Genomic DNA, 17,333 nt, shown 5'->3' on the forward strand with positions numbered 1-17,333 from the left:
GGCTGATCAGGCCGGGCTTTTCTTTGTCTCGGGAAAGCGTTTTCAGATCATGCGACGCGGCGTTCCTGCAGACGATCCGAGCCACCTTCGGCAACGCGGCGTTCTTGCAGACGATCCGAACCGCCTTCAGCTACGCGGCGTTCCAGCAGACGATCCGAGCCACCTTCGGCAACGCGACGTTCTTGCAGACGATCCGAGCCACCTTCGGCAACACGGCGTTCGATCAGACGGTCCGAGCCACCTTCGGCAACGCGGCGTTCCAGCAGACGATCTGCACCACCTTCAGCTACACGCTGTTCGATCAATCGGTCCGAACCGCCTTCGGCGATCATGGTGTGAGCGGGTTTTGCTGCAAAAGCGTTGACTGCGAGAACCGAGAAAGCGATGCCGAGAAGGATTTGGCGTTTCATGATCGTGTGCTCCGGGGTGTTGTTTGGTTGGTATGGAGCAGATGTTACGCCCGGGATTTTTTATGAGAACTTCATTGACGTGATGGTGACTATCGACGCCAGCGATGGATGCGTGGCCCCCGATTCACGGGGCTGTTGCCCGAATACAGAGTTCGCCGGTGGCACGGATCAGGGCCAGTTCATGCAATGCATCCTGAGCCAGACCGCTGCGCGCCCTGGCCAGCCACGCCGTGCAGTCCGGGTCGTGGCGATAGGGCGTGAAGTCGGCGTATTGCTGCAACAGCCGGGTTTGCAGCTCATCCAGGCGCGGACGAATCTGTTTGCCCAGATCCGGACGCGGGGTGTCCGGCGCGGCGCCGGCCGCCTGCCACTTCGCGAGCAAACCGTATTGCACCAGCTTGTTGGCTTCCATTTGCGCGGCGATCAATTGCGCCACCTCTTCCGGGTCGAGCTTGCGTTCGGCGGCCAGCGTCCGGGCATTGGCGATGACCTGGGCTTCGCGGGGACTGTCCTGGATCGGCTTGCCGCTGTCCCATTTGGTCAGGGCGACGAGGTCGCCGATGTTCAGGCGTTCGTTCAGGGTACTCAGCAGGCTTTGCAGCGCTTCAGGCGCTGGCGCCGGGGCGGCATGGGCGGTCGTTGCCAGAGCAGCAAAAAGGGCAGAGGTCAGCAGGGTCGAGACGCGGGACATGGGATCGGTTCACTTCCATTTTGGACAGGGGGTGGAGATTACGAAGTTTTAATGCAAAGGGGTACGACCTGAACGGCTGTGCATACCTTAGACTCTCCCACATTGCCTCCTCCCGAGACGGACCTTCAATGCAAACCCCCGCGCAAAACCCCCTCTGGAAAACCTACCTGTTGTTCCTCGCCCCCATGGTGCTGTCGAACTTCCTGCAATCCATGTCGGGCACGGTCAACAGCATCTACATCGGCCAGATGCTCGGCACCCAGGCGCTGGCGGCGGTCTCGGGGATGTTTCCGATCATCTTTTTCTTCATCGCGCTGGTCATCGGCCTGGGGGCCGGGGCAGGGGTGTTGATCGGTCAGGCGTGGGGCGCGCGTGAGTCGCATATGGTGAAGGCGATTGCCGGGGCGACGTTGTTGCTGGGGGTGTTGATCGGGCTGGTCGCGGCGGTGTTTGGCAGTGTGTTTGCGCGCCAGGCGTTGCAGGGGTTGGGCACGCCGGCGGATGTGCTGGATGACGCGGTTTCCTACGCCCGGGTGATGATGTGGACTTTGCCGTTTGTGCTGGTGTACGTGCTGTTCACTCAGCTGTTGCGCGGGGTGAGTGACACGCTGTCGCCGATGCTCGCGCTGCTGCTGTCGACCGTTGTCGGTCTGGCGCTGACCCCGGCGTTCATTCGCGGTTGGTTCGGTTTGCCGCAACTGGGCATTCAGAGCGCGGCGTTCGCCGGTCTGGCCGGTACGCTGGCGGCGATGGCGTGGCTGTCATGGAGTCTGATCCGCAAAGGCCATCCGCTGGCACCGGACCGGGAGTTCTTTGCGTCGTTGCGCCTGGATGGCGAGATTCTCGGCAAGGTGTTGCGCATCGGCCTGCCGACCGGGGTGCAGATGATTGTGTTGTCGCTGTCGGAGCTGGTGATCCTGGCGTTGGTCAACCAGCACGGCTCACAGGCAACGGCGGCCTACGGTGCGGTGACGCAGATCGTCAACTACGTGCAGTTTCCGGCGCTGTCGATTGCGATCACTGCGTCGATCCTCGGTGCCCAGGCAATCGGTGCCGGGCGGCTGGAACGCATGGGGCCGATCCTGCGCACCGGGTTGTGGATCAACGTGTGCCTGACCGGTGGTTTGATCGTGCTCGGTTATCTGTTGTCGCACTGGCTGCTGGGGCTGTTCCTCACCGAAGACTCGACCCGGGCCATGGCCGAGCACCTGCTGCACATCATGCTGTGGAGCCTGTTGATCTTCGGCTTCCAGGCGATCATCGGCGGCATCATGCGTGCCAGCGGCACCGTGCTAGTGCCCGTCGCGATCGCGATCATTTGCGTGGTCGGCGTGCAGTTGCCGGCGGCGTACTGGCTGGACGGGCAGTTTGGTTTGCAGGGCGTGTGGATGGCGTTTCCGGTGGCGTATCTGGGGATGCTGGTGTTGCAGACGCTGTATTACAAACTGGTCTGGCAGCACCAGAAAATCGAGCGGTTGGTGTAGTGTTCAGCGTCAGCGAAAAATAGCTGTTTTCCCGCAGCAAAGCGTCGTAGCTTAGCCGCCCATAACTACAAGGACAGGTGAGGGTGTTCGTGGGCGTCTATCGATTGTTGCTGGCGGTGCTGGTGGCTTTGTCCCATATGGGGATCAATTTTGCGGGGCTGAACCCGGGTGTGGTCGCGGTGATCTCGTTTCTGATCATCAGCGGTTTCGTGATGACCTCGCTCATCGAACGTAACTACAAGGCGCTGGATAAAGTCGGTTCGTTCTATCTGGATCGGGCGTTGAGACTCTATCCGCAATTCCTGTTTTATCTGTGCCTGTCCTGCGCGGTGATCTATTTCCTGCTGCCCGGCACACCTCAGGCTGCCGAACTCACGTTCAAGCATATCGTCGCGAATCTGGCGATTGTGCCACTGGATTTCTACATGTTCGGTCTGGCCGGCACTCAGCTCATGCCGCCTGCGTGGTCGCTGGGGCTGGAGCTGTGTTTCTATCTGGCGATTCCGTTTCTGCTGATCTTCAAGCTGCGGGGCGTGGCGTTTGCTCTGTCCGTGGCCGTGTTCATGGTCGCGTGCCTGGGCTACATCAATACCGATGTCTACGGTTACCGACTGCTGCCGGGCGTGTTGTTCATGTTCCTCTGCGGCAGCTATCTGTATGACGCGCAGGGCAAGGGCCGGCTGATCGCGATGGGCACGTTCGTGGCTGCGGCATTGCTGTTTGTCGCAATCATGGCCGGCTGGATCGAGCGTCGGCCCTTCAATGCCGAAGTCACACTGGGCGTCGCCTTGGGCATTCCGGCCGTGTACCTGTTGACGAGGCTGCGCCAGCATCCGCTGGACGAGTTCTTCGGCAACATCAGTTATGGCGTGTTTCTCAACCATTTCGTGGCGATGTACCTGCTGCGTGCCCTCTGGCCGCTGGCCTGGATTGACTGGTATGTCGAGGCGGTGATGGCGCTGTCATTTGTCATGAGCATCGTGTCCTACCACGTCATTGAAAAACCGGCCCTGAAGCTGCGCCACAAACTGCGGGCCGGTGGGCGATCGGGCGTGGCACAGGCACCCGGTAGCGAACCGGTTGCCTGAGTGATGTCAGCCTGCGTGGCCGACCCGAATCCGTGGGCGCAGATGTCGCCAGGGCAACGCTTGCTCAAGTTGTGAAGCCAGGCGCAGCAACCTGTCTTCGGCACCAAAACGAGCGGCCACTTGCACGCCGATCGGCAAGCCGTCGCGGGACATCCCCAACGGCAGTGAAATGGCAGGTGTCCCGGCGACGTTGAACACTGGCGTGAACGGTGAGTGCTCGAACACACGATCCGTCCATTGCAGGCCATCCAGCGTGTCGGCGCCGCGATTGTAGGTGCCAATGGCTTGCGGCAGTTGTGGCAGGGTCGGGGACAGCAGGATGTCGATGGACTCGAACCACGCGGCCACTTGCCGGGCGACGCTGTTGCGCACTTCCAGCGCGGCGGCGAAATCCGTACCGCGCGATTGCTGGCCGAACGCATAACAGGCGAGGGTGGCCGGCTCCAGGGTGCTGCGATCGACTGGCCGCCGGGTAGCGCTGGCGAGATGGTCGATCCAGCGCACCAGGCTGGCACACCAGATATGCGCGTTGGCCTCGACGAAGGCGTCCCACGACAGGCCGAGCGGCGCCCGGACGGTTTCAACCTGATGGCCGAGGGATTCAAGCTCATGGGCAACACGGGCGGTGGCATCACTGATCTCGGCATCGACACTGGCCCCGTTCCACGGCGTGTCGAGCAAGCCGATACGCAAGCGTCCCGGATCGCGGCCGACCTGAGCCAGAAAACCTTCGACCGGCGCCGCCGTGTAATAAGGATCTCCCGGCGCACAGCCCTGTACCACATCCATCAGCGCCGCGCTGTCGCGCACCGTCCGTGACAGGCCCAATTGCACGCCGAGCCCGGCGAACACTTCGTCCATCAATGGCCCGTGGGAGCTGCGGCCGCGCGTCGGCTTGAGGCCCACCAGCCCGTTGAAGGCTGCCGGAACGCGGATCGATCCTGCCGCGTCGGTGGCATGAGCGATCGGCACGATGCCCGCTGCGACAGCCGCACCGGCGCCACCGCTTGAGCCCCCGGCGGAGCGTTGCGGGTTCCACGGATTGCGGGTCGGGCCTTGCAGGAGGGAGTCGGTTTCGGTGCTGAACGCCATTTCCGGCGTGGTGGTTCGGCCCAGGGTGATGAGCCCGGCGGCGTTGAAGCGCTGCATCAGCGTGGAATCAATTTCCGCGATCAGGCCTTGGGCGAGTCGGCTGCCCAGTTCACTGCGCCGCCCGGCTGCGGTGATCGCCAGGTCCTTGATCAGAAACGGCACTCCGGCCAAGGGGCCGCTGCCCGTGGTTGCGGTCGGTGTCCAATGCTCGATGACGGCGTTGATCGCCGGGTTGACCTGCTGTATCGCTTCGAGGGCCAGAGCGGTCAGCTCTTTGGCGTGGACTTCGCCCGACGCAACCAGTTGCGCGAGGCCGATGCCGTCATGTTCGGCGTATTCGTTGAGGTTCATGGATAGCACTCCGAGAGAGAGCACCGATATTAGGTCGCAGGGTCTCGGCTGATTAGCCCATAATCGCGGCATGAAATGTGCCATGGGTGGCACAGTTGAATGCTCTCAGGCAGGCCCGAAATGATCCGTGACTTGAATGACACGCTGGTTTTTGTCTGCGTGGTGCGCCTCGGCAGTTTCACCGCCGCCGCCCATGCCTTGCAGATGCCGAAGACCACGGTCAGCCGCCGGGTGCGCGAGCTGGAACAGGCCATCGGTGTGCAACTGCTGCGTCGCACCACCCGCCAGTTGAGCCTGACCGAGGCCGGGGCGGTGTATTACGAGCAGTGCAAATCCATCGCCGAGACACTCGAGCACGCCGAACGGGCGGTGCATCAATTGCGTGACGGGCCCCGTGGCTGGTTGCGGGTGACGGTGCCGTTTTCATTCGGGGTGAGTTGGTTTGCGCCGCTGTTGGCGGGGTTTCGTCAGGCGTATCCGGAGATTCGTCTGGAGATTCTGGCCTCTCATGTGCCGATGGATCTGGTGGGAGAGGAAATCGACGTTGCACTGCGGCTGGGGGCATTGCCGGACTCGAGTCTGATCGCCCGCAAACTCGCGAGCTTTCCCACCGGTATTTACGCGGCCCCGCAATACCTGGCGCGCCACGAAACGCCACAATCCCCGGAAGAATTGCTTCACCATCAAACGTTGACGCTGCATCAGGCCCGGCGCAATGTCGGTTATGTCTGGCCGTTGCGTCGGGAAGGGGCGCGCCTGAGAGACTATCGTGTCGAACCCTCCATCCTGGCCAACGATCCGGCGCTGTTGCACGACGCGTTACTGGCCGGTGAGGGATTGAGCCTGGCGATGGACCAGAGCATGCAAGCGGATGTGCAGGCCGGACGCCTGATCCGGGTGTTGCCGGAGTGGATCGGCCCGCCGCAGGATCTCAACGCGGTCACGGCTCGCGAGCATCTGCCATCGCCCAAGGTGACGGCGTTGATCGCTTACCTGAAGGCGCACATGCCGGACGGAGTGGCGTAAGCGGCGGTTGTTTGCTTAAGTCAATCGAGGCCTACCGAGGCGCCGGAGCATCCCATGTCGATTCGATTGTTGTTGGCTGCCGTGTGTTGCCTGATCGTCATGCCGGCGGCGCAGGCGGTGGAGTACACCCGGGTCAATACCGCCGCCAGCCAGATCAGCTTCACTTACAACCAGATGGGCTCGCGGATGTACGGCACGTTCGGCAAGTTCGACGCGACGCTGGACTTCGACACTGCCAATCTCGGCAACGCCCGCACCACGTTGCACATCGACCTCACGAGCATCGATGCCGGCAGCGAAGACGCCAACACGGAGCTGGTGAAACCGGCGTGGTTCGACACGCAAAAGTTTCCGACGGCAGTGTTCGAATCGACCGGTTTCAGCCGGGTCGATGAAAATCATTACCTGGTGGCCGGCCGGCTCACCCTCAAAGGCATCACCCATGACGTGCAGGTGCCGGTGCATCTGAAACCGGACAACAGCATCGGCATCTTCGACGGTGAACTGGTGCTCAAGCGCGATGCCTTCGGCCTCGGTGCCGGCGAGTGGGCCGACACCGTGGTTTCGAATGACATTGCGATCAAGTTCAAGGTCGTTGCACCGGCCCAGTGACCGGGCTCAATACGCCCGCCAGTGTCCCGGCACCCAGCGCCACTGGTTGCCGGCCCAGCGGTAATGCCCGGCGACCCAGTGATAGCCCGGCGCAGGCATCGCCGGAACCACTTCGACGATCGGTGGTGGACGGTGCGGGCGCGCCGGTTCGACGACACAACCCGACAGGGTGATTGCCACCAGTGTGGCGGTGATCAAGGTTTTTAGGGTTTTCGACATGGTGATGTTCCTGGTGGGTAACGTTGGCGGACGGTTGCGCGATCAACGCACCCAATGGCCTTCAATCCAGTACCAGTTCGGCCCGCGCGCCTGCCAGTGGCCAGGTTCCCAGCGTGCGCCATGGTGACGCACCGGTTGCCAGTGACCGGGCATCCAGACATAACCCCGGCCTTCCCAGCGCCAGTGGCCGCGATCCCAGGCGTAACCTGCCCGTGGACCGGGCATCGGTTCCATGCGCATCGGTGGCGGTGCTTCGCGGATGATCATTTCGGGTTGGGCAAACACGGGGGAACTGGCCAGCGCGGCCAGCGTCACTGGCACCAGCAGCAGGGCTTTTCGCCATTTCAACAGGGAACGCAGAACGTTCATGACAACTCCTCAGGACCTGCGTCGGGAAAATGAACGCAGCTGAAGAATTGGACGCCAAACGGGCGAAAAGTCCGCTCACCGGCAGATGAAATTTTTGTCAGGCTTGCACAGGGTATGATGTCGCGGTTCGCCGGTCGCCCAACCCGCCCGGCAACCTGTGTTTTACCGCCGGAGTTCACCCGCCATGCCCCGCATCACCCACTACAAGTCCCCGTGCCCCGAAGGCGTCAACAGCCAGATCCTGCAAATGGTGGTCGACTACCTGACCGACATCAGCGCCATTGGTCTGGGCCCGAGCAACCTGCTGTACAACGTCTATCAGTACGCGGTCGGCTACGAGGTGCATTTGTATCTGGAGGCGCTGAACGGCGAGAAGGGCACTGAAGTGGAGCTGCTGGTGGCCACCGACGACGATGATCCGGAACAGGTGATCGGCTTCCTGTTGTACTTGCCGGTGCAAGGCGACTGGGAAGCGTGCAATGTGGCCTATCTGGCGGTCAATCAGCAGCATCGCCGTCAGGGCGTGGCCCGTGCGTTGATTGCTGACATGGTTGCGCGTTACCCCCATGCCGAACTGACGTGCAGCGTGGGTAAAGTCCCGTATTTCGAGGCGCTGGGCTTTGAAGTGCTGGGCCAGCTGGAGACTCAGGTGCTGATGAGCACCCGGCATTACCGCAGCAACGGTTTGCGCGGTTTTATCGACACCACGCCGATCTACCGTTCGCTGGAAGTGCAGCAGATCCACACCTACCTGCTGCAGAAGCACGGCAAACGGGCGATGGTCGATGCCGAAAAACAGCGCGACCGGCACCTGGATCAAGTCACCCGTCACACCGAAGAATTTGTCCGCCAGCGCCTGACCGTGCACTGATCCGGCCAACGGCAAATAGCCCTTGTTGCGATGACCGCAGCAAGGGCTTTTTTGTACCCGTGATTTCAGGACAGCTTTACGTTCATGGTGATCCGCGCCGTGAACACTTTCTTGCCCTCGGCGTCGTGGATGTCCACCGGCACGATCTTGTCGCCTTCGGTCTGCCAGTCCAGCCCTTCGCCGTTGGCCACGGCTGTGACATCAGATTTGGCTTTGGCCAGGTACTCGACGGTCATGCCTTTCGGAATCCAGCGGGCGCCCGCGGGAATCGACACGTCGGTCATCATCCCGGCCGCGAGTTCGGCGGCGTTGCACATGGCAATGGCGTGCACGGTGCCGAGGTGGTTGGTGATCTCGCGGCGGAACGGCACCTGCACCGTTGCCGAGCCTGCACGCAGCTCGCTGACCAACGGATGGATGCTGCTGAAATACGGCGCTACCTGACAGGCCATCTGGCTGAACGCTTCGGGGCCGGCGCTGGTGAACATGCTGAGAAACTGACTCATGGTGAAGCCTCGCGATTAGTGAATTTGCAGAATTATGTTCCGTTACAGAATATTGTTCTGTAACGGAACGGTATTCTGTCCGTGGGAAATCTGTCAACCTAGGCGCGTTTCGATTACCGGCACGGGTGTGCCTTTCAACCGGATTTACAAGGCCTTCAACCCATGGACACCGCAGATCTACTCGAGCGCAGCTACCCCGGACGCCGGGCCGAACTCAAGCGCGACATCTTTCGCAAGGCCCTGCGCCTGTTCAACGAACAGGGGATCGAGGCCACCACCATCGAAATGATCCGCGCCGAGTGCGACACCAGCGTCGGCGCGATCTACCACCACTTCGGCAACAAGGAAGGGCTGGTGGCCGCGTTGTTTTTCACTGCGCTGGAAGATCAGGGGCGCTTGCGCGACGCTTATCTGGCCGAGGCGACGACCACTGAAGAGGGCGTGCAGGCGCTGGTCTACAGCTATGTGGACTGGGTCGAAAACCAGCCGGAATGGGCGCGGTTCCAGTATCACGCGCGTTATGCCGTGACCCGCGGTCCGCACAAGGATGAACTCGCCGACCGCAACAGGACGCGCAACCAGGGCCTGCGCACCTGGCTGAGCGAATCCGGGCGCGCCGCCGAACTCAATGAATGCCCGGCCGATTTGCTGCCGTCGCTGATCGTCGGCCAGGCCGACAGCTATTGCCGCGCGTGGTTGTCGGGAAGAGTGCAGGGCAGTCCGAAGGCTTATCGCGAGTTATTGGCGCAGGCCACTTGGCGCTCGATACGTCGCGAACCCGGCGAAGGCTGATTTTCAGGGACAAAAAAAGAGCCTCAAGACTCTTTGATGGGGAGGAAGTAGAGCCCGTGAGGCTCAAGATGCGCGTGAAACAAGGTGCGGGCTTGATTGGGGTTCAGGACACCCGTACCTACGCAGCGGTTTGGCGAACCAAGCGGTTGCGTATCTCCATCCTAGGAAGGTGCACGGACGGTCTCAAGTACCGTCAGTCACTTGCTTTGCGGCGCTGGCGGCGGCCCTTTCGACCATCGCGGTGATGGTTGCAAACAACTCGTCGCGGGCCTGCGCCGCGCTGATTTCGTCCGTGGCTGCTGCTTGAGACAAGGCCTCGGCGGCACCGAGCATGGCGCGCAATCCCGCTTGGGTAATGTCGCCACCGTCAGCGAACGGCGACAGCACACGGCGGCATTTCTCCAGGAAAATCGCCTCGTATTCGCGTTTGATCTTCTCCAGCTCCGGCGTGCTCGCCAGCGCAGCGATCACCCCGGGAATCTCGTTGCCCTGAGTCAGCACACAGTCGACATACGACGTGGCAATCACCGAGGCAGTGCCGCTCAACGTCGCCTCGCAATTGTCCAGCGCGGCATCCATCAGTGCGGTCTGGCGACTGTCGAAATCCTGATACAGCGCCGCCAGCAAACCGGCGCGGGTGGTGAAGTGGTCATACACCACCGGTTTGGTCACACCCGCCTTTTCCGCCAGATAACCAAGGGTGAGGGCATCGGTGCCTTCTTCGCGAATCAATTGCCAGGCCATGTCGAGCAACTGGCGCTGACGGTCTTCCCGGGACAGGCGTCGGCGGGGTTGAACGGATTCGGGGATTTCAGTGGTTGACATTGCTTATATACCAAACGTAACTTACTGAGGGTAACTTACTAAGTGTAGCTTATCGAAAGGATAAGCCCTTGGTCAGCAATCACCAACCGGAGAATTCCCCATGCACGCATTGATTGTTGTGGCTCATGACGATCCCCGTTCACTGACGCATGCGCTGGCGCAGAAAATCGCCAAAGGCTTGTCGAAAAGCGATCCGTCCAACACCTTCGAAATCGCTGACCTGCACGCCGAGGAATTCGATCCGCGTTTCGGTGTGGCCGACTGGGCGGTGCATCACCGTGAATCAGCGCCGCCGGCAGACGTCCTGGCCGAGCAGGCACGCATCGACCGCGCCGATGTGCTGGTGCTGGTGTATCCGGTGTTCTGGTGGTCGATGCCGGCGCTGCTCAAAGGCTGGATCGACCGGGTGTTCAGCAATGGCTGGGCGTTTGATTTCGACGGCGATTCGACCCTGAAGAAGCTCGGGCGCCTGCGCGTGCATCTGGTCGCACTCGGCGGAGCCGATGCACGCACCTACGAACGCCACGGCTACGGCGCGGCGATGAAGGTGCAGATCGATCACGGGATTTTTGATTACTGCGGGGCGACGGTGGCGGGCTCGGCGTTGTTGCTGGAGTCCGAGTTGCGCGACCCTGCGGTGCAACTGCAGGCGGCGCACGAACTCGGACTTGGGTTGTTCCGCTGACCCCCTGTGGGAGCGAGCTTGCTCGCGATTGCGATCTGCCAGTCAAGGCATGTGTTGAATGACACACCGCCATCGCGAGCAGGCTCGCTCCCACAAGGGGGCTACGGTGTCAGCGAGCGCCCGGCCAGCCGGCTTTTTCGAGAGCGGCGAGCAAGGTCGCGGCATCCAGCCCCGGCACCGAATGCCCGTTGCCTTCGGTGCTGTCGCTGGCCAGCAAGGCATTGATGATTGCTTCTTCAACCGCCTCGGTCGCCGCCAGAAACAGCTCGCTGATGTGGTCGTTGTTGACCATCCGCAAGCCGTCACAGGTGGGCGCGCCTTTGCCCTCGTAGGCGGCAGGCGGGACCTGTTCGTTGCCGGTGGCGAAGGCAATGAAAATGTCACCGCTGTGGTCTTCATTGCCACCGCCGGTACGTGCCAGACCAAGGCTCGCCCGTTGCGCCAGGCGCGTGCATTGATGCGGCAACAACGGCGCATCGGTGGCCAGACACACCACAATCGAACCCATGCCTGGATGCGGCAGCGAGGCACGCAGGAACGGCGAATCCACTTGTTCCATGTAACGCCCGACCGGGTAGCCGTCGACCCGCAGTTCGCTGCGAATTCCATGGTTGGCCTGGACGATGGCGCCCACTGTCCAGCCGCCCTGAGCCTTGCTCAATCGGCGTGATGCGGTGCCGATCCCGCCTTTGAATTCATGGCAGATCATGCCGCTGCCACCGCCCACCGCGCCTTCCTGCACGGGGCCATCGACTGCATTGCTCATGGCTTCGGCAACGTGTTCAGGCTTCACGTGAAAGCCGTTGATGTCGTTGAGCAAACCATCGAAGGTTTCCAGCACCACCGGCATGTTCCAGTAGAGACGACCGTCGTCCGGTTGCTGCGCGCGATCCAGTTCGATCAATGCATCGCGCACCACGCCAAGGCTGTGGGTGTTGGTGAAAGCAATCGGACTGGTCAGCAGGCCGGCCTCGCGAATCCATTCCAGCCCTGTCGCATCACCGTTGCCATTGAGCACGTGAACGCCGGCAAAACACGGTTGTGCATTGGTCGATCCGGCGCGCGGTTCGATCAGCGTGACACCGGTGCAGATGTCGCGTCCGGCGGCTCTTTGACCGCGCACATTACTGTGGCCGACCCGTACGCCGGGTACGTCGGTGATGGCATTGAGCGGGCCGGGCTGCAGTTGGCCGATGCGGATGTCGAGGTCGCGGGCACGTGGTTTCATGGTGTTCTCTTCTCTGTTCATTTTTGATTATTGACCGTTCTTGACCTTGCTCCAGACCCGCGTGCGCACCCGTTCGGTGGCTTTGGGCAAGGGTTCGAGGGTGAACAACGTGGCCATCGCCGTGGCAGACGGATATACCGCCGGGTTGTCGCGGGTGGCTTCGGCGACCAGCGCGGTGGCGGCGCGATTGCCATTGGGATAGGAGAGGTGATCGCTGACCGGCGCAATCACCTCGGGTCGCAGCAGGTAGTCGATGAACGCCAGGCCCTGGGTCGGATGCGGCGCGTCTTTGAGCAGTACCAGCGTGTCGAACCACACCGGCGCGCCTTCTTTCGGCAGGCTGTACTGGATCTTCACGCCGTTGCCGGCCTGCTCGGCGTTGGTCTTGGCTTCGAGCATCGCGCCGGACCAGCCGACCGCCACGCAGATGTTGCCGTTGGACAGGTCGCTGATGAATTTGGATGAATTGAAGTAGGCGATGTGCGGGCGCAGTTTCAGCAGCAGCGCTTCGGCTTTCTGATAGTCCTCGGCGTTGGTGCTGTTGGGCGGCAGGCCGAGATAGTGCAGCGCGACCGGGAGCATTTCCGACGGTGAATCGAGCATCGCCACGCCGCACTCGCCGAGTTTGGCCAGGTTCTCTTCCTTGAACACCAGATCCCAGGAATCCACCGGCGCCTTGTCGCCCAGCACGGCGCGCACCTTGTCGACGTTATAGCCGATGCCGTTGGTGCCCCACAGATACGGCACGGCGTACTGGTTGCCGGGGTCGTTGTTGGCCAGTTTGCCGAGCAGATCGTTGTCGAGATTCTTCCAGCCCGGCAGTTGATTGCGGGGCAGCGGGGCAAGGGCGCCAGCCTTGATCAGGGTCGGCAGACTGAAGTTGCTCGCCACTACCACGTCGTAGCCGCTGTGGCTGGTCATCAGTTTGCCTTCCAGTACTTCGGCGCTGTCGAAGGTGTCGTAGACAGGTTCGATGCCGCTGTCGCGCTTGAAATCATGCAGGGTGTTCGGGCCGATGTAGTCGTACCAGTTGTAGACATGCACGCTCGGCGCTTCGGCCGCTTGCGCGGTCAGTGCGACGGACACGACGCCCGCCAGGCCCAGGTTGATATACCCACGATGACAACGCATGATGCGGCACTCCTGGCCTGTGACAGGCCGGTGATGAACAGGAGTGGTCAGCCTATCGGGCGGGCCGTGCCGCACCCATTCCCATCATGGGTTACTCAAAAGGGGTAGTGCGTGGACGCGTTGCTGCAGGAATTGCCGGTGCATCAAAGCCTGTCGCGGCTGTTCGCCACGGTCGGTCAGGACGGCTTCTGGCGGGCGCTGGTCGATACGGTGCGGCTGCTGGTGCCGCTGGACAATGCGCTGGTGGCGGTGATGCAGGCGGGGCGGCCGCCGCAATTGCTGATCGACTTCGACAGCCAGGGGCGCGCCGACGAGCAGGAAGAACTGGCGGGTTACTGTGCCGGCATGTACCTGCTCGATCCGTTCTATCAGGCCGCCGTCGCCGGGATCTCCGATGGTTTGCACAGTCTCGCGGCCGTGGCGCCGGACCAGTTTCTGCACAGCGAGTACTACCTGAGCTACTTCCGTTCGGTGGTCGGCGCGGATGAGTTGCAATTCATGGTCAACACCGATGACGGCGTGCTCGGCTTGTCGATGGGCCGGGCGACGGCGTTCAGTCTGCAGGAGCAGGGTCGTTTACTGTGTGTGCGGGACTGGGTGTTGTCAGCGATGCGTCGACATGTGCAGTTGATGCCGCCGCAAGGCGCGTCCGTCGAGGCGCCGGTCGGCGATCTGGCGGCATTGCTGGACCGTTTCGATGCGCGGCTGACTGCACGTGAAATCGATACGGCGCGCCTGATTCTTCAGGGCTTCTCGAGCAAAGCCATCGCCCAGCAACTGAACATTTCGCCGGAGACCGTGAAGGTCCATCGGCGCAACCTCTATCACAAGCTCAACGTCACCGGGCATGGCGAGTTGTTTGCGCTGGTGCTGCGCCCGCGCTGAGCAAGATCAGCCGATCTGCTTGAACAGCAGCGCCTTCAAACCGCTTTCCGGATCGATATCCGGAAACTCCGGCGGGTTCTCCAGCCGTTGCTCGAAACGCAGGCTCGGCGCCTCCTGGGTCACGCCATCGATCAGGAAATCCGGACCGAACGACGGATCGTTCATGCACGCCAGCACCGTGCCCTGTGCCGTCAGCAGTTCCGGCAGGCGGCGCAGCACACGCTGGTAGTCCTTCGTCAGCAGGAAACTGCCTTTCTGGAATGACGGCGGATCGATGATCACCAGATCATAAGGGCCGCTGTTGATCACCTTGCCCCAGGACTTGAACAGGTCGTGGCCGAGGAAACTCACCTTGCTCAGGTCATGTCCGTTCAGGCGGTGATTGTCGCGGCCCCGGCTCAGCGCCGCGCGGGACATGTCGAGGTTGACCACATGGCTGGCGCCGCCTTCGATGGCCGCCACCGAAAAACCGCAGGTGTAGGCGAACAGGTTCAGCACCCGTTTGCCGGCAGACTGCTCGCGCACCCAGTTGCGTCCGTAGCGCATGTCGAGGAACAGCCCGGCGTTCTGCTTGCGGCCCAGATCCACGCGGTATTTCAGCCCGCCCTCGACGATGGTCATTTCGTCGATCTCGTCCCCCAGCAGCCATTCGGCGGTGCTTTGCGGCAGGTAGCGGTGCTGGATCAGCAGGGTGTGGGCGCCGGACTGTTGCCATTGCTTCGAATGAGTGATCTCCAGCAACAGACGCTTGAGGTCCTCCAGCTGCGAAGCCTCGGGTTCCTTGAACAGCGACACCAGCACCACGCCTTGCAGCCAGTCCACGGTGAGCTGTTCCAGCCCCGGCCAGCAGCGTCCACGACCATGGAACAGGCGCCGGGTTTCGGCCGGGGCCGAAGTCAGCGCGGTAAGCAGGTGGGCGTGGAGAACGGCGAGGGCTTGAGGGTTCATCAATCGGGATCGGCCAGCAAAAGGGCGGGCATTTTAACCACAAAAGCGCCGTGGCGATGGCCCGCCGAGCGACGTTATCGAAAAGACCTGTATCAAAAATGAATTTCTGTACAAGGTGTCGCTCATACCAGATAAGCAGCGGATTCATTCCGCTGAAAACGTTCATGTTGTTCAGGGAGTGCCAGTTCATGTGTCCAGTTCCGTCTTCGAGCGCGCACCTTCCTGACGGGTTGATTCTGGTAGTGGAAGACGATCCGTTGATTCTGGAGTTTTTGTGCGAAATTCTTCAGGAGGAAGGTTTCAAGGTCGAGCCGCAGACCAGTGCCGATGCGGCGTCGCAATACCTGGAAGAGCACGCGCCGGAAGTCGCGCTGCTGCTCACCGACATCACCATGCCCGGCACCCTCAACGGCGCGGACCTGGCCAATCTGGTCGGCGAGCGCTGGCCGGAAAAACCGGTGATGGTCATGTCCGGCTATGAAACGCCGGAAACCTCCGGCGTGCGCCATCCGGTGGCGTTCATCAAGAAGCCCTGGGCCATCGGTCAGTTGCTCGATTGCGTGGACGGCGCGTTCAAATCCAAGGCGCCGCGTCTGCACTGAAGCCTGCGGCAGATGCTACATTGCCGGGCACATTTGCCCGGCTCTGCCTAAGGATGCGATCCCTTGTCTGCTCAAGATGCTGTTTTCAATCGCGCGTTCGGCGCGTTCCTGTTCGACATGGACGGTACCGTCCTTAATTCCATCGCCGCCGCCGAGCGGATCTGGGCGGCCTGGGCCGAGCGTCATGGCGTGGATGTCGAGTCGTTCCTGCCGACCATCCATGGCGTGCGCGCCATCGACACCATCACGCGTCTGAACCTGCCGGGGGTGGACGCCGAGGCGCAAGCGGCGTTCATCACCGAGGCGGAAATCGAAGACGTTGAAGGCATAGTCGAGATTCCGGGTGCGGCGGCGTTTCTCAAGTCGTTGCCGGCAAATCAGTGGGCCATGGTGACCTCGGCGCCACGGGATCTGGCATTGCGGCGGATGGCGGCGGCGGGAATTCCGGAGCCGGCGGTGATGATCACTGCTGAAGACGTGAGCGCCGGCAAACCTGACCCGGCCGGCTACCAACTGGCCGCCAGGCGTCTGGGACTGAAACCGGCCGATTGCCTGATTTTCGAAGACGCGACGGTCGGTATCCAGGCTGCTGAGGCGGCGGGTGCGCCGTTGATGATCATCACCGCGACCCACCAGCATCCGATCGAGACTCCGCACGCGACCATCGCCAGCTACCGCGAGGTTGCGCTGAGTATCGACAGCGACGACCAGTTGCGTCTGCAACCTCAGTAAACGCCCGGCAACAACCGCCAGCTGCGCGCGCAATAGGCGTCGTATTCGGCGCCGAACTGGGTGCGCAGCAGCGCTTCTTCCGAGTGGATACGGGCAATCAGCGGGATCAGCGTCAGCGCCGCCAGCAGGATCCCGACCACCGAACGAAATGCCAGGGCCCAGCCCAGTGCGTTGACGACCAGCCCCAGATAGCTGGGATTGCGCAGGCGCGTATAGATGCCATCGGTGACCAGACGGTGCCCCGGCTGAATCGCCACCAGGCCGCTGAACCGATGCCCCAGCACAAACACCGGCCACAGCCGCAACGCCCCGCCGGCAATGAACAGCAACGCCCCCAGCCAGCGGGTGCCTTCGCTGCCCACGGTCCAGAAACCGATACGGTCGCAATAAGCCGGCAGAAAACCACTGACCAGTCCGATCACGCCGAACGCCGGAAGCACCCAGCGATTGGCCCGGTCCTCACGCTCGCCGGAGCTGAGGTTAACTTCGCTGAACAACGACACCACCACCATCACCAGCGTCGCCAGGGCCACGACCACCAGTGATCCGTGGGAGAAGAACACCGCCACACCACCGATGCCCCACATCGCCAGGCCCAGATAGGCGAGGGTGGCGAGGACCGCGACGACGGTCATTTGCGCTGACATTTTCATAGGCACCTCACGGCTGTTCCGTTCAGTGTAGATCCCGGCACGATCCCAGGCGTTTACCGTTCAGGGAACAGGGTGGACTAAGCTTCAGACAGGGACGTTTCGCTTTCATCCGTCCACGCTCCGACGCAGCGGT

General features: G+C 62.0%; 21 protein-coding genes. 10 read left to right on the forward strand and 11 right to left on the reverse strand.

Annotated features, from left to right (window positions below; translation table 11 throughout):
- Window positions 1–47 precede the first annotated feature (47 nt).
- Both OQ248_RS22010 and OQ248_RS22015 read right to left on the reverse strand, forming a co-directional pair.
- Window positions 48–410 carry a hypothetical protein gene (locus OQ248_RS22010; RefSeq protein ID WP_265813986.1) on the reverse strand — a complete coding sequence of 121 codons (363 nt, stop codon included), beginning with the start codon at window positions 408–410 and terminating at the stop codon, window positions 48–50.
- Between the two features lie 124 nt (window positions 411–534).
- Window positions 535–1,101, reverse strand: coding sequence for a chorismate mutase (locus OQ248_RS22015; RefSeq protein WP_265813987.1), 567 nt, complete (start codon window positions 1,099–1,101; stop codon window positions 535–537).
- 128 nt (window positions 1,102–1,229) lie between these two features.
- Here OQ248_RS22015 and OQ248_RS22020 point away from each other — a divergent pair, with 128 nt between their 5' ends.
- Entirely contained in the window at window positions 1,230–2,585 is a 1,356-nt protein-coding gene (locus OQ248_RS22020) for an MATE family efflux transporter (RefSeq protein ID WP_265813988.1), read from the forward strand.
- An 89-nt stretch (window positions 2,586–2,674) separates the two neighbouring features.
- Complete coding sequence (locus tag OQ248_RS22025; RefSeq protein WP_265813989.1) at window positions 2,675–3,673, forward strand: acyltransferase; 999 nt, start codon at window positions 2,675–2,677, stop codon at window positions 3,671–3,673.
- 6 nt (window positions 3,674–3,679) lie between these two features.
- On the opposite strand, the gene OQ248_RS22030 is transcribed toward OQ248_RS22025, so the two are convergent.
- Window positions 3,680–5,116, reverse strand: coding sequence for an amidase (locus tag OQ248_RS22030; RefSeq protein WP_265813990.1), 1,437 nt, complete (start codon window positions 5,114–5,116; stop codon window positions 3,680–3,682).
- 120 nt (window positions 5,117–5,236) lie between these two features.
- Here OQ248_RS22030 and OQ248_RS22035 point away from each other — a divergent pair, with 120 nt between their 5' ends.
- The gene (locus OQ248_RS22035; RefSeq protein ID WP_265813991.1) at window positions 5,237–6,142 is read left to right on the forward strand and encodes a LysR family transcriptional regulator; all 906 of its coding nucleotides are present in this window, start codon (window positions 5,237–5,239) and stop codon (window positions 6,140–6,142) included.
- Window positions 6,143–6,196: 54 nt separating this feature from the next.
- Window positions 6,197–6,754: a YceI family protein gene (locus OQ248_RS22040; protein ID WP_265813992.1), complete on the forward strand. Its 558-nt coding sequence runs from the start codon at window positions 6,197–6,199 to the stop codon at window positions 6,752–6,754.
- Window positions 6,755–6,760: 6 nt separating this feature from the next.
- Here the strand turns inward: OQ248_RS22040 and OQ248_RS22045 are convergent, their stop codons facing one another.
- Both OQ248_RS22045 and OQ248_RS22050 read right to left on the reverse strand, forming a co-directional pair.
- A complete protein-coding gene (locus tag OQ248_RS22045) occupies window positions 6,761–6,973 on the reverse strand; it encodes a YXWGXW repeat-containing protein (protein ID WP_119427071.1) in 213 nt (70 codons plus the stop codon).
- A gap of 42 nt (window positions 6,974–7,015) precedes the next feature.
- On the reverse strand, window positions 7,016–7,342 hold the full coding sequence (locus OQ248_RS22050) for a YXWGXW repeat-containing protein (protein WP_119427072.1): 327 nt from the start codon (window positions 7,340–7,342) through the stop codon (window positions 7,016–7,018).
- Window positions 7,343–7,526: 184 nt separating this feature from the next.
- Between OQ248_RS22050 and OQ248_RS22055 the strand changes: the two genes are divergently transcribed.
- A complete protein-coding gene (locus OQ248_RS22055) occupies window positions 7,527–8,213 on the forward strand; it encodes a GNAT family N-acetyltransferase (RefSeq protein WP_265813993.1) in 687 nt (228 codons plus the stop codon).
- Between the two features lie 65 nt (window positions 8,214–8,278).
- Here the strand turns inward: OQ248_RS22055 and OQ248_RS22060 are convergent, their stop codons facing one another.
- Entirely contained in the window at window positions 8,279–8,719 is a 441-nt protein-coding gene (locus OQ248_RS22060) for a hotdog fold domain-containing protein (RefSeq protein WP_265813994.1), read from the reverse strand.
- 162 nt (window positions 8,720–8,881) lie between these two features.
- Here OQ248_RS22060 and OQ248_RS22065 point away from each other — a divergent pair, with 162 nt between their 5' ends.
- Window positions 8,882–9,511 carry a TetR/AcrR family transcriptional regulator gene (locus tag OQ248_RS22065; RefSeq protein WP_265813995.1) on the forward strand — a complete coding sequence of 210 codons (630 nt, stop codon included), beginning with the start codon at window positions 8,882–8,884 and terminating at the stop codon, window positions 9,509–9,511.
- Window positions 9,512–9,694: 183 nt separating this feature from the next.
- On the opposite strand, the gene OQ248_RS22070 is transcribed toward OQ248_RS22065, so the two are convergent.
- Window positions 9,695–10,336 carry a TetR/AcrR family transcriptional regulator gene (locus tag OQ248_RS22070; RefSeq protein ID WP_265813996.1) on the reverse strand — a complete coding sequence of 214 codons (642 nt, stop codon included), beginning with the start codon at window positions 10,334–10,336 and terminating at the stop codon, window positions 9,695–9,697.
- Window positions 10,337–10,436: 100 nt separating this feature from the next.
- Here OQ248_RS22070 and OQ248_RS22075 point away from each other — a divergent pair, with 100 nt between their 5' ends.
- Complete coding sequence (locus OQ248_RS22075) at window positions 10,437–11,021, forward strand: NAD(P)H-dependent oxidoreductase (protein ID WP_265813997.1); 585 nt, start codon at window positions 10,437–10,439, stop codon at window positions 11,019–11,021.
- 109 nt (window positions 11,022–11,130) lie between these two features.
- Here the strand turns inward: OQ248_RS22075 and OQ248_RS22080 are convergent, their stop codons facing one another.
- Both OQ248_RS22080 and OQ248_RS22085 read right to left on the reverse strand, forming a co-directional pair.
- A complete protein-coding gene (locus tag OQ248_RS22080; RefSeq protein ID WP_265813998.1) occupies window positions 11,131–12,249 on the reverse strand; it encodes a P1 family peptidase in 1,119 nt (372 codons plus the stop codon).
- 27 nt (window positions 12,250–12,276) lie between these two features.
- Window positions 12,277–13,380, reverse strand: a complete 1,104-nt coding sequence (locus OQ248_RS22085) for an extracellular solute-binding protein (protein ID WP_265813999.1) — start codon at window positions 13,378–13,380, stop codon at window positions 12,277–12,279.
- 111 nt (window positions 13,381–13,491) lie between these two features.
- On the opposite strand from OQ248_RS22085, the gene OQ248_RS22090 reads away from it, so the two are divergent.
- A complete protein-coding gene (locus tag OQ248_RS22090; RefSeq protein WP_265814000.1) occupies window positions 13,492–14,265 on the forward strand; it encodes a helix-turn-helix transcriptional regulator in 774 nt (257 codons plus the stop codon).
- Between the two features lie 6 nt (window positions 14,266–14,271).
- On the opposite strand, the gene OQ248_RS22095 is transcribed toward OQ248_RS22090, so the two are convergent.
- On the reverse strand, window positions 14,272–15,213 hold the full coding sequence (locus OQ248_RS22095) for a class I SAM-dependent methyltransferase (RefSeq protein ID WP_265814001.1): 942 nt from the start codon (window positions 15,211–15,213) through the stop codon (window positions 14,272–14,274).
- A gap of 188 nt (window positions 15,214–15,401) precedes the next feature.
- Between OQ248_RS22095 and OQ248_RS22100 the strand changes: the two genes are divergently transcribed.
- Together OQ248_RS22100 and OQ248_RS22105 are read left to right on the forward strand one after the other, a co-directional pair.
- On the forward strand, window positions 15,402–15,815 hold the full coding sequence (locus OQ248_RS22100) for a response regulator (protein WP_119427083.1): 414 nt from the start codon (window positions 15,402–15,404) through the stop codon (window positions 15,813–15,815).
- Between the two features lie 63 nt (window positions 15,816–15,878).
- On the forward strand, window positions 15,879–16,547 hold the full coding sequence (locus tag OQ248_RS22105; protein WP_265814002.1) for an HAD-IA family hydrolase: 669 nt from the start codon (window positions 15,879–15,881) through the stop codon (window positions 16,545–16,547).
- Here the strand turns inward: OQ248_RS22105 and OQ248_RS22110 are convergent.
- On the reverse strand, window positions 16,541–17,200 hold the full coding sequence (locus OQ248_RS22110) for an isoprenylcysteine carboxylmethyltransferase family protein (protein WP_114883923.1): 660 nt from the start codon (window positions 17,198–17,200) through the stop codon (window positions 16,541–16,543). The genes OQ248_RS22105 and OQ248_RS22110 overlap by 7 nt on opposite strands.
- Between the last annotated feature and the right edge of the window lie 133 nt (window positions 17,201–17,333).

Origin of the sequence: Pseudomonas sp. COW5 (genome assembly GCF_026240005.1) — a bacterium.
In the GTDB taxonomy this organism is placed as follows: Bacteria; Pseudomonadota; Gammaproteobacteria; order Pseudomonadales; family Pseudomonadaceae; genus Aquipseudomonas; species Aquipseudomonas kribbensis.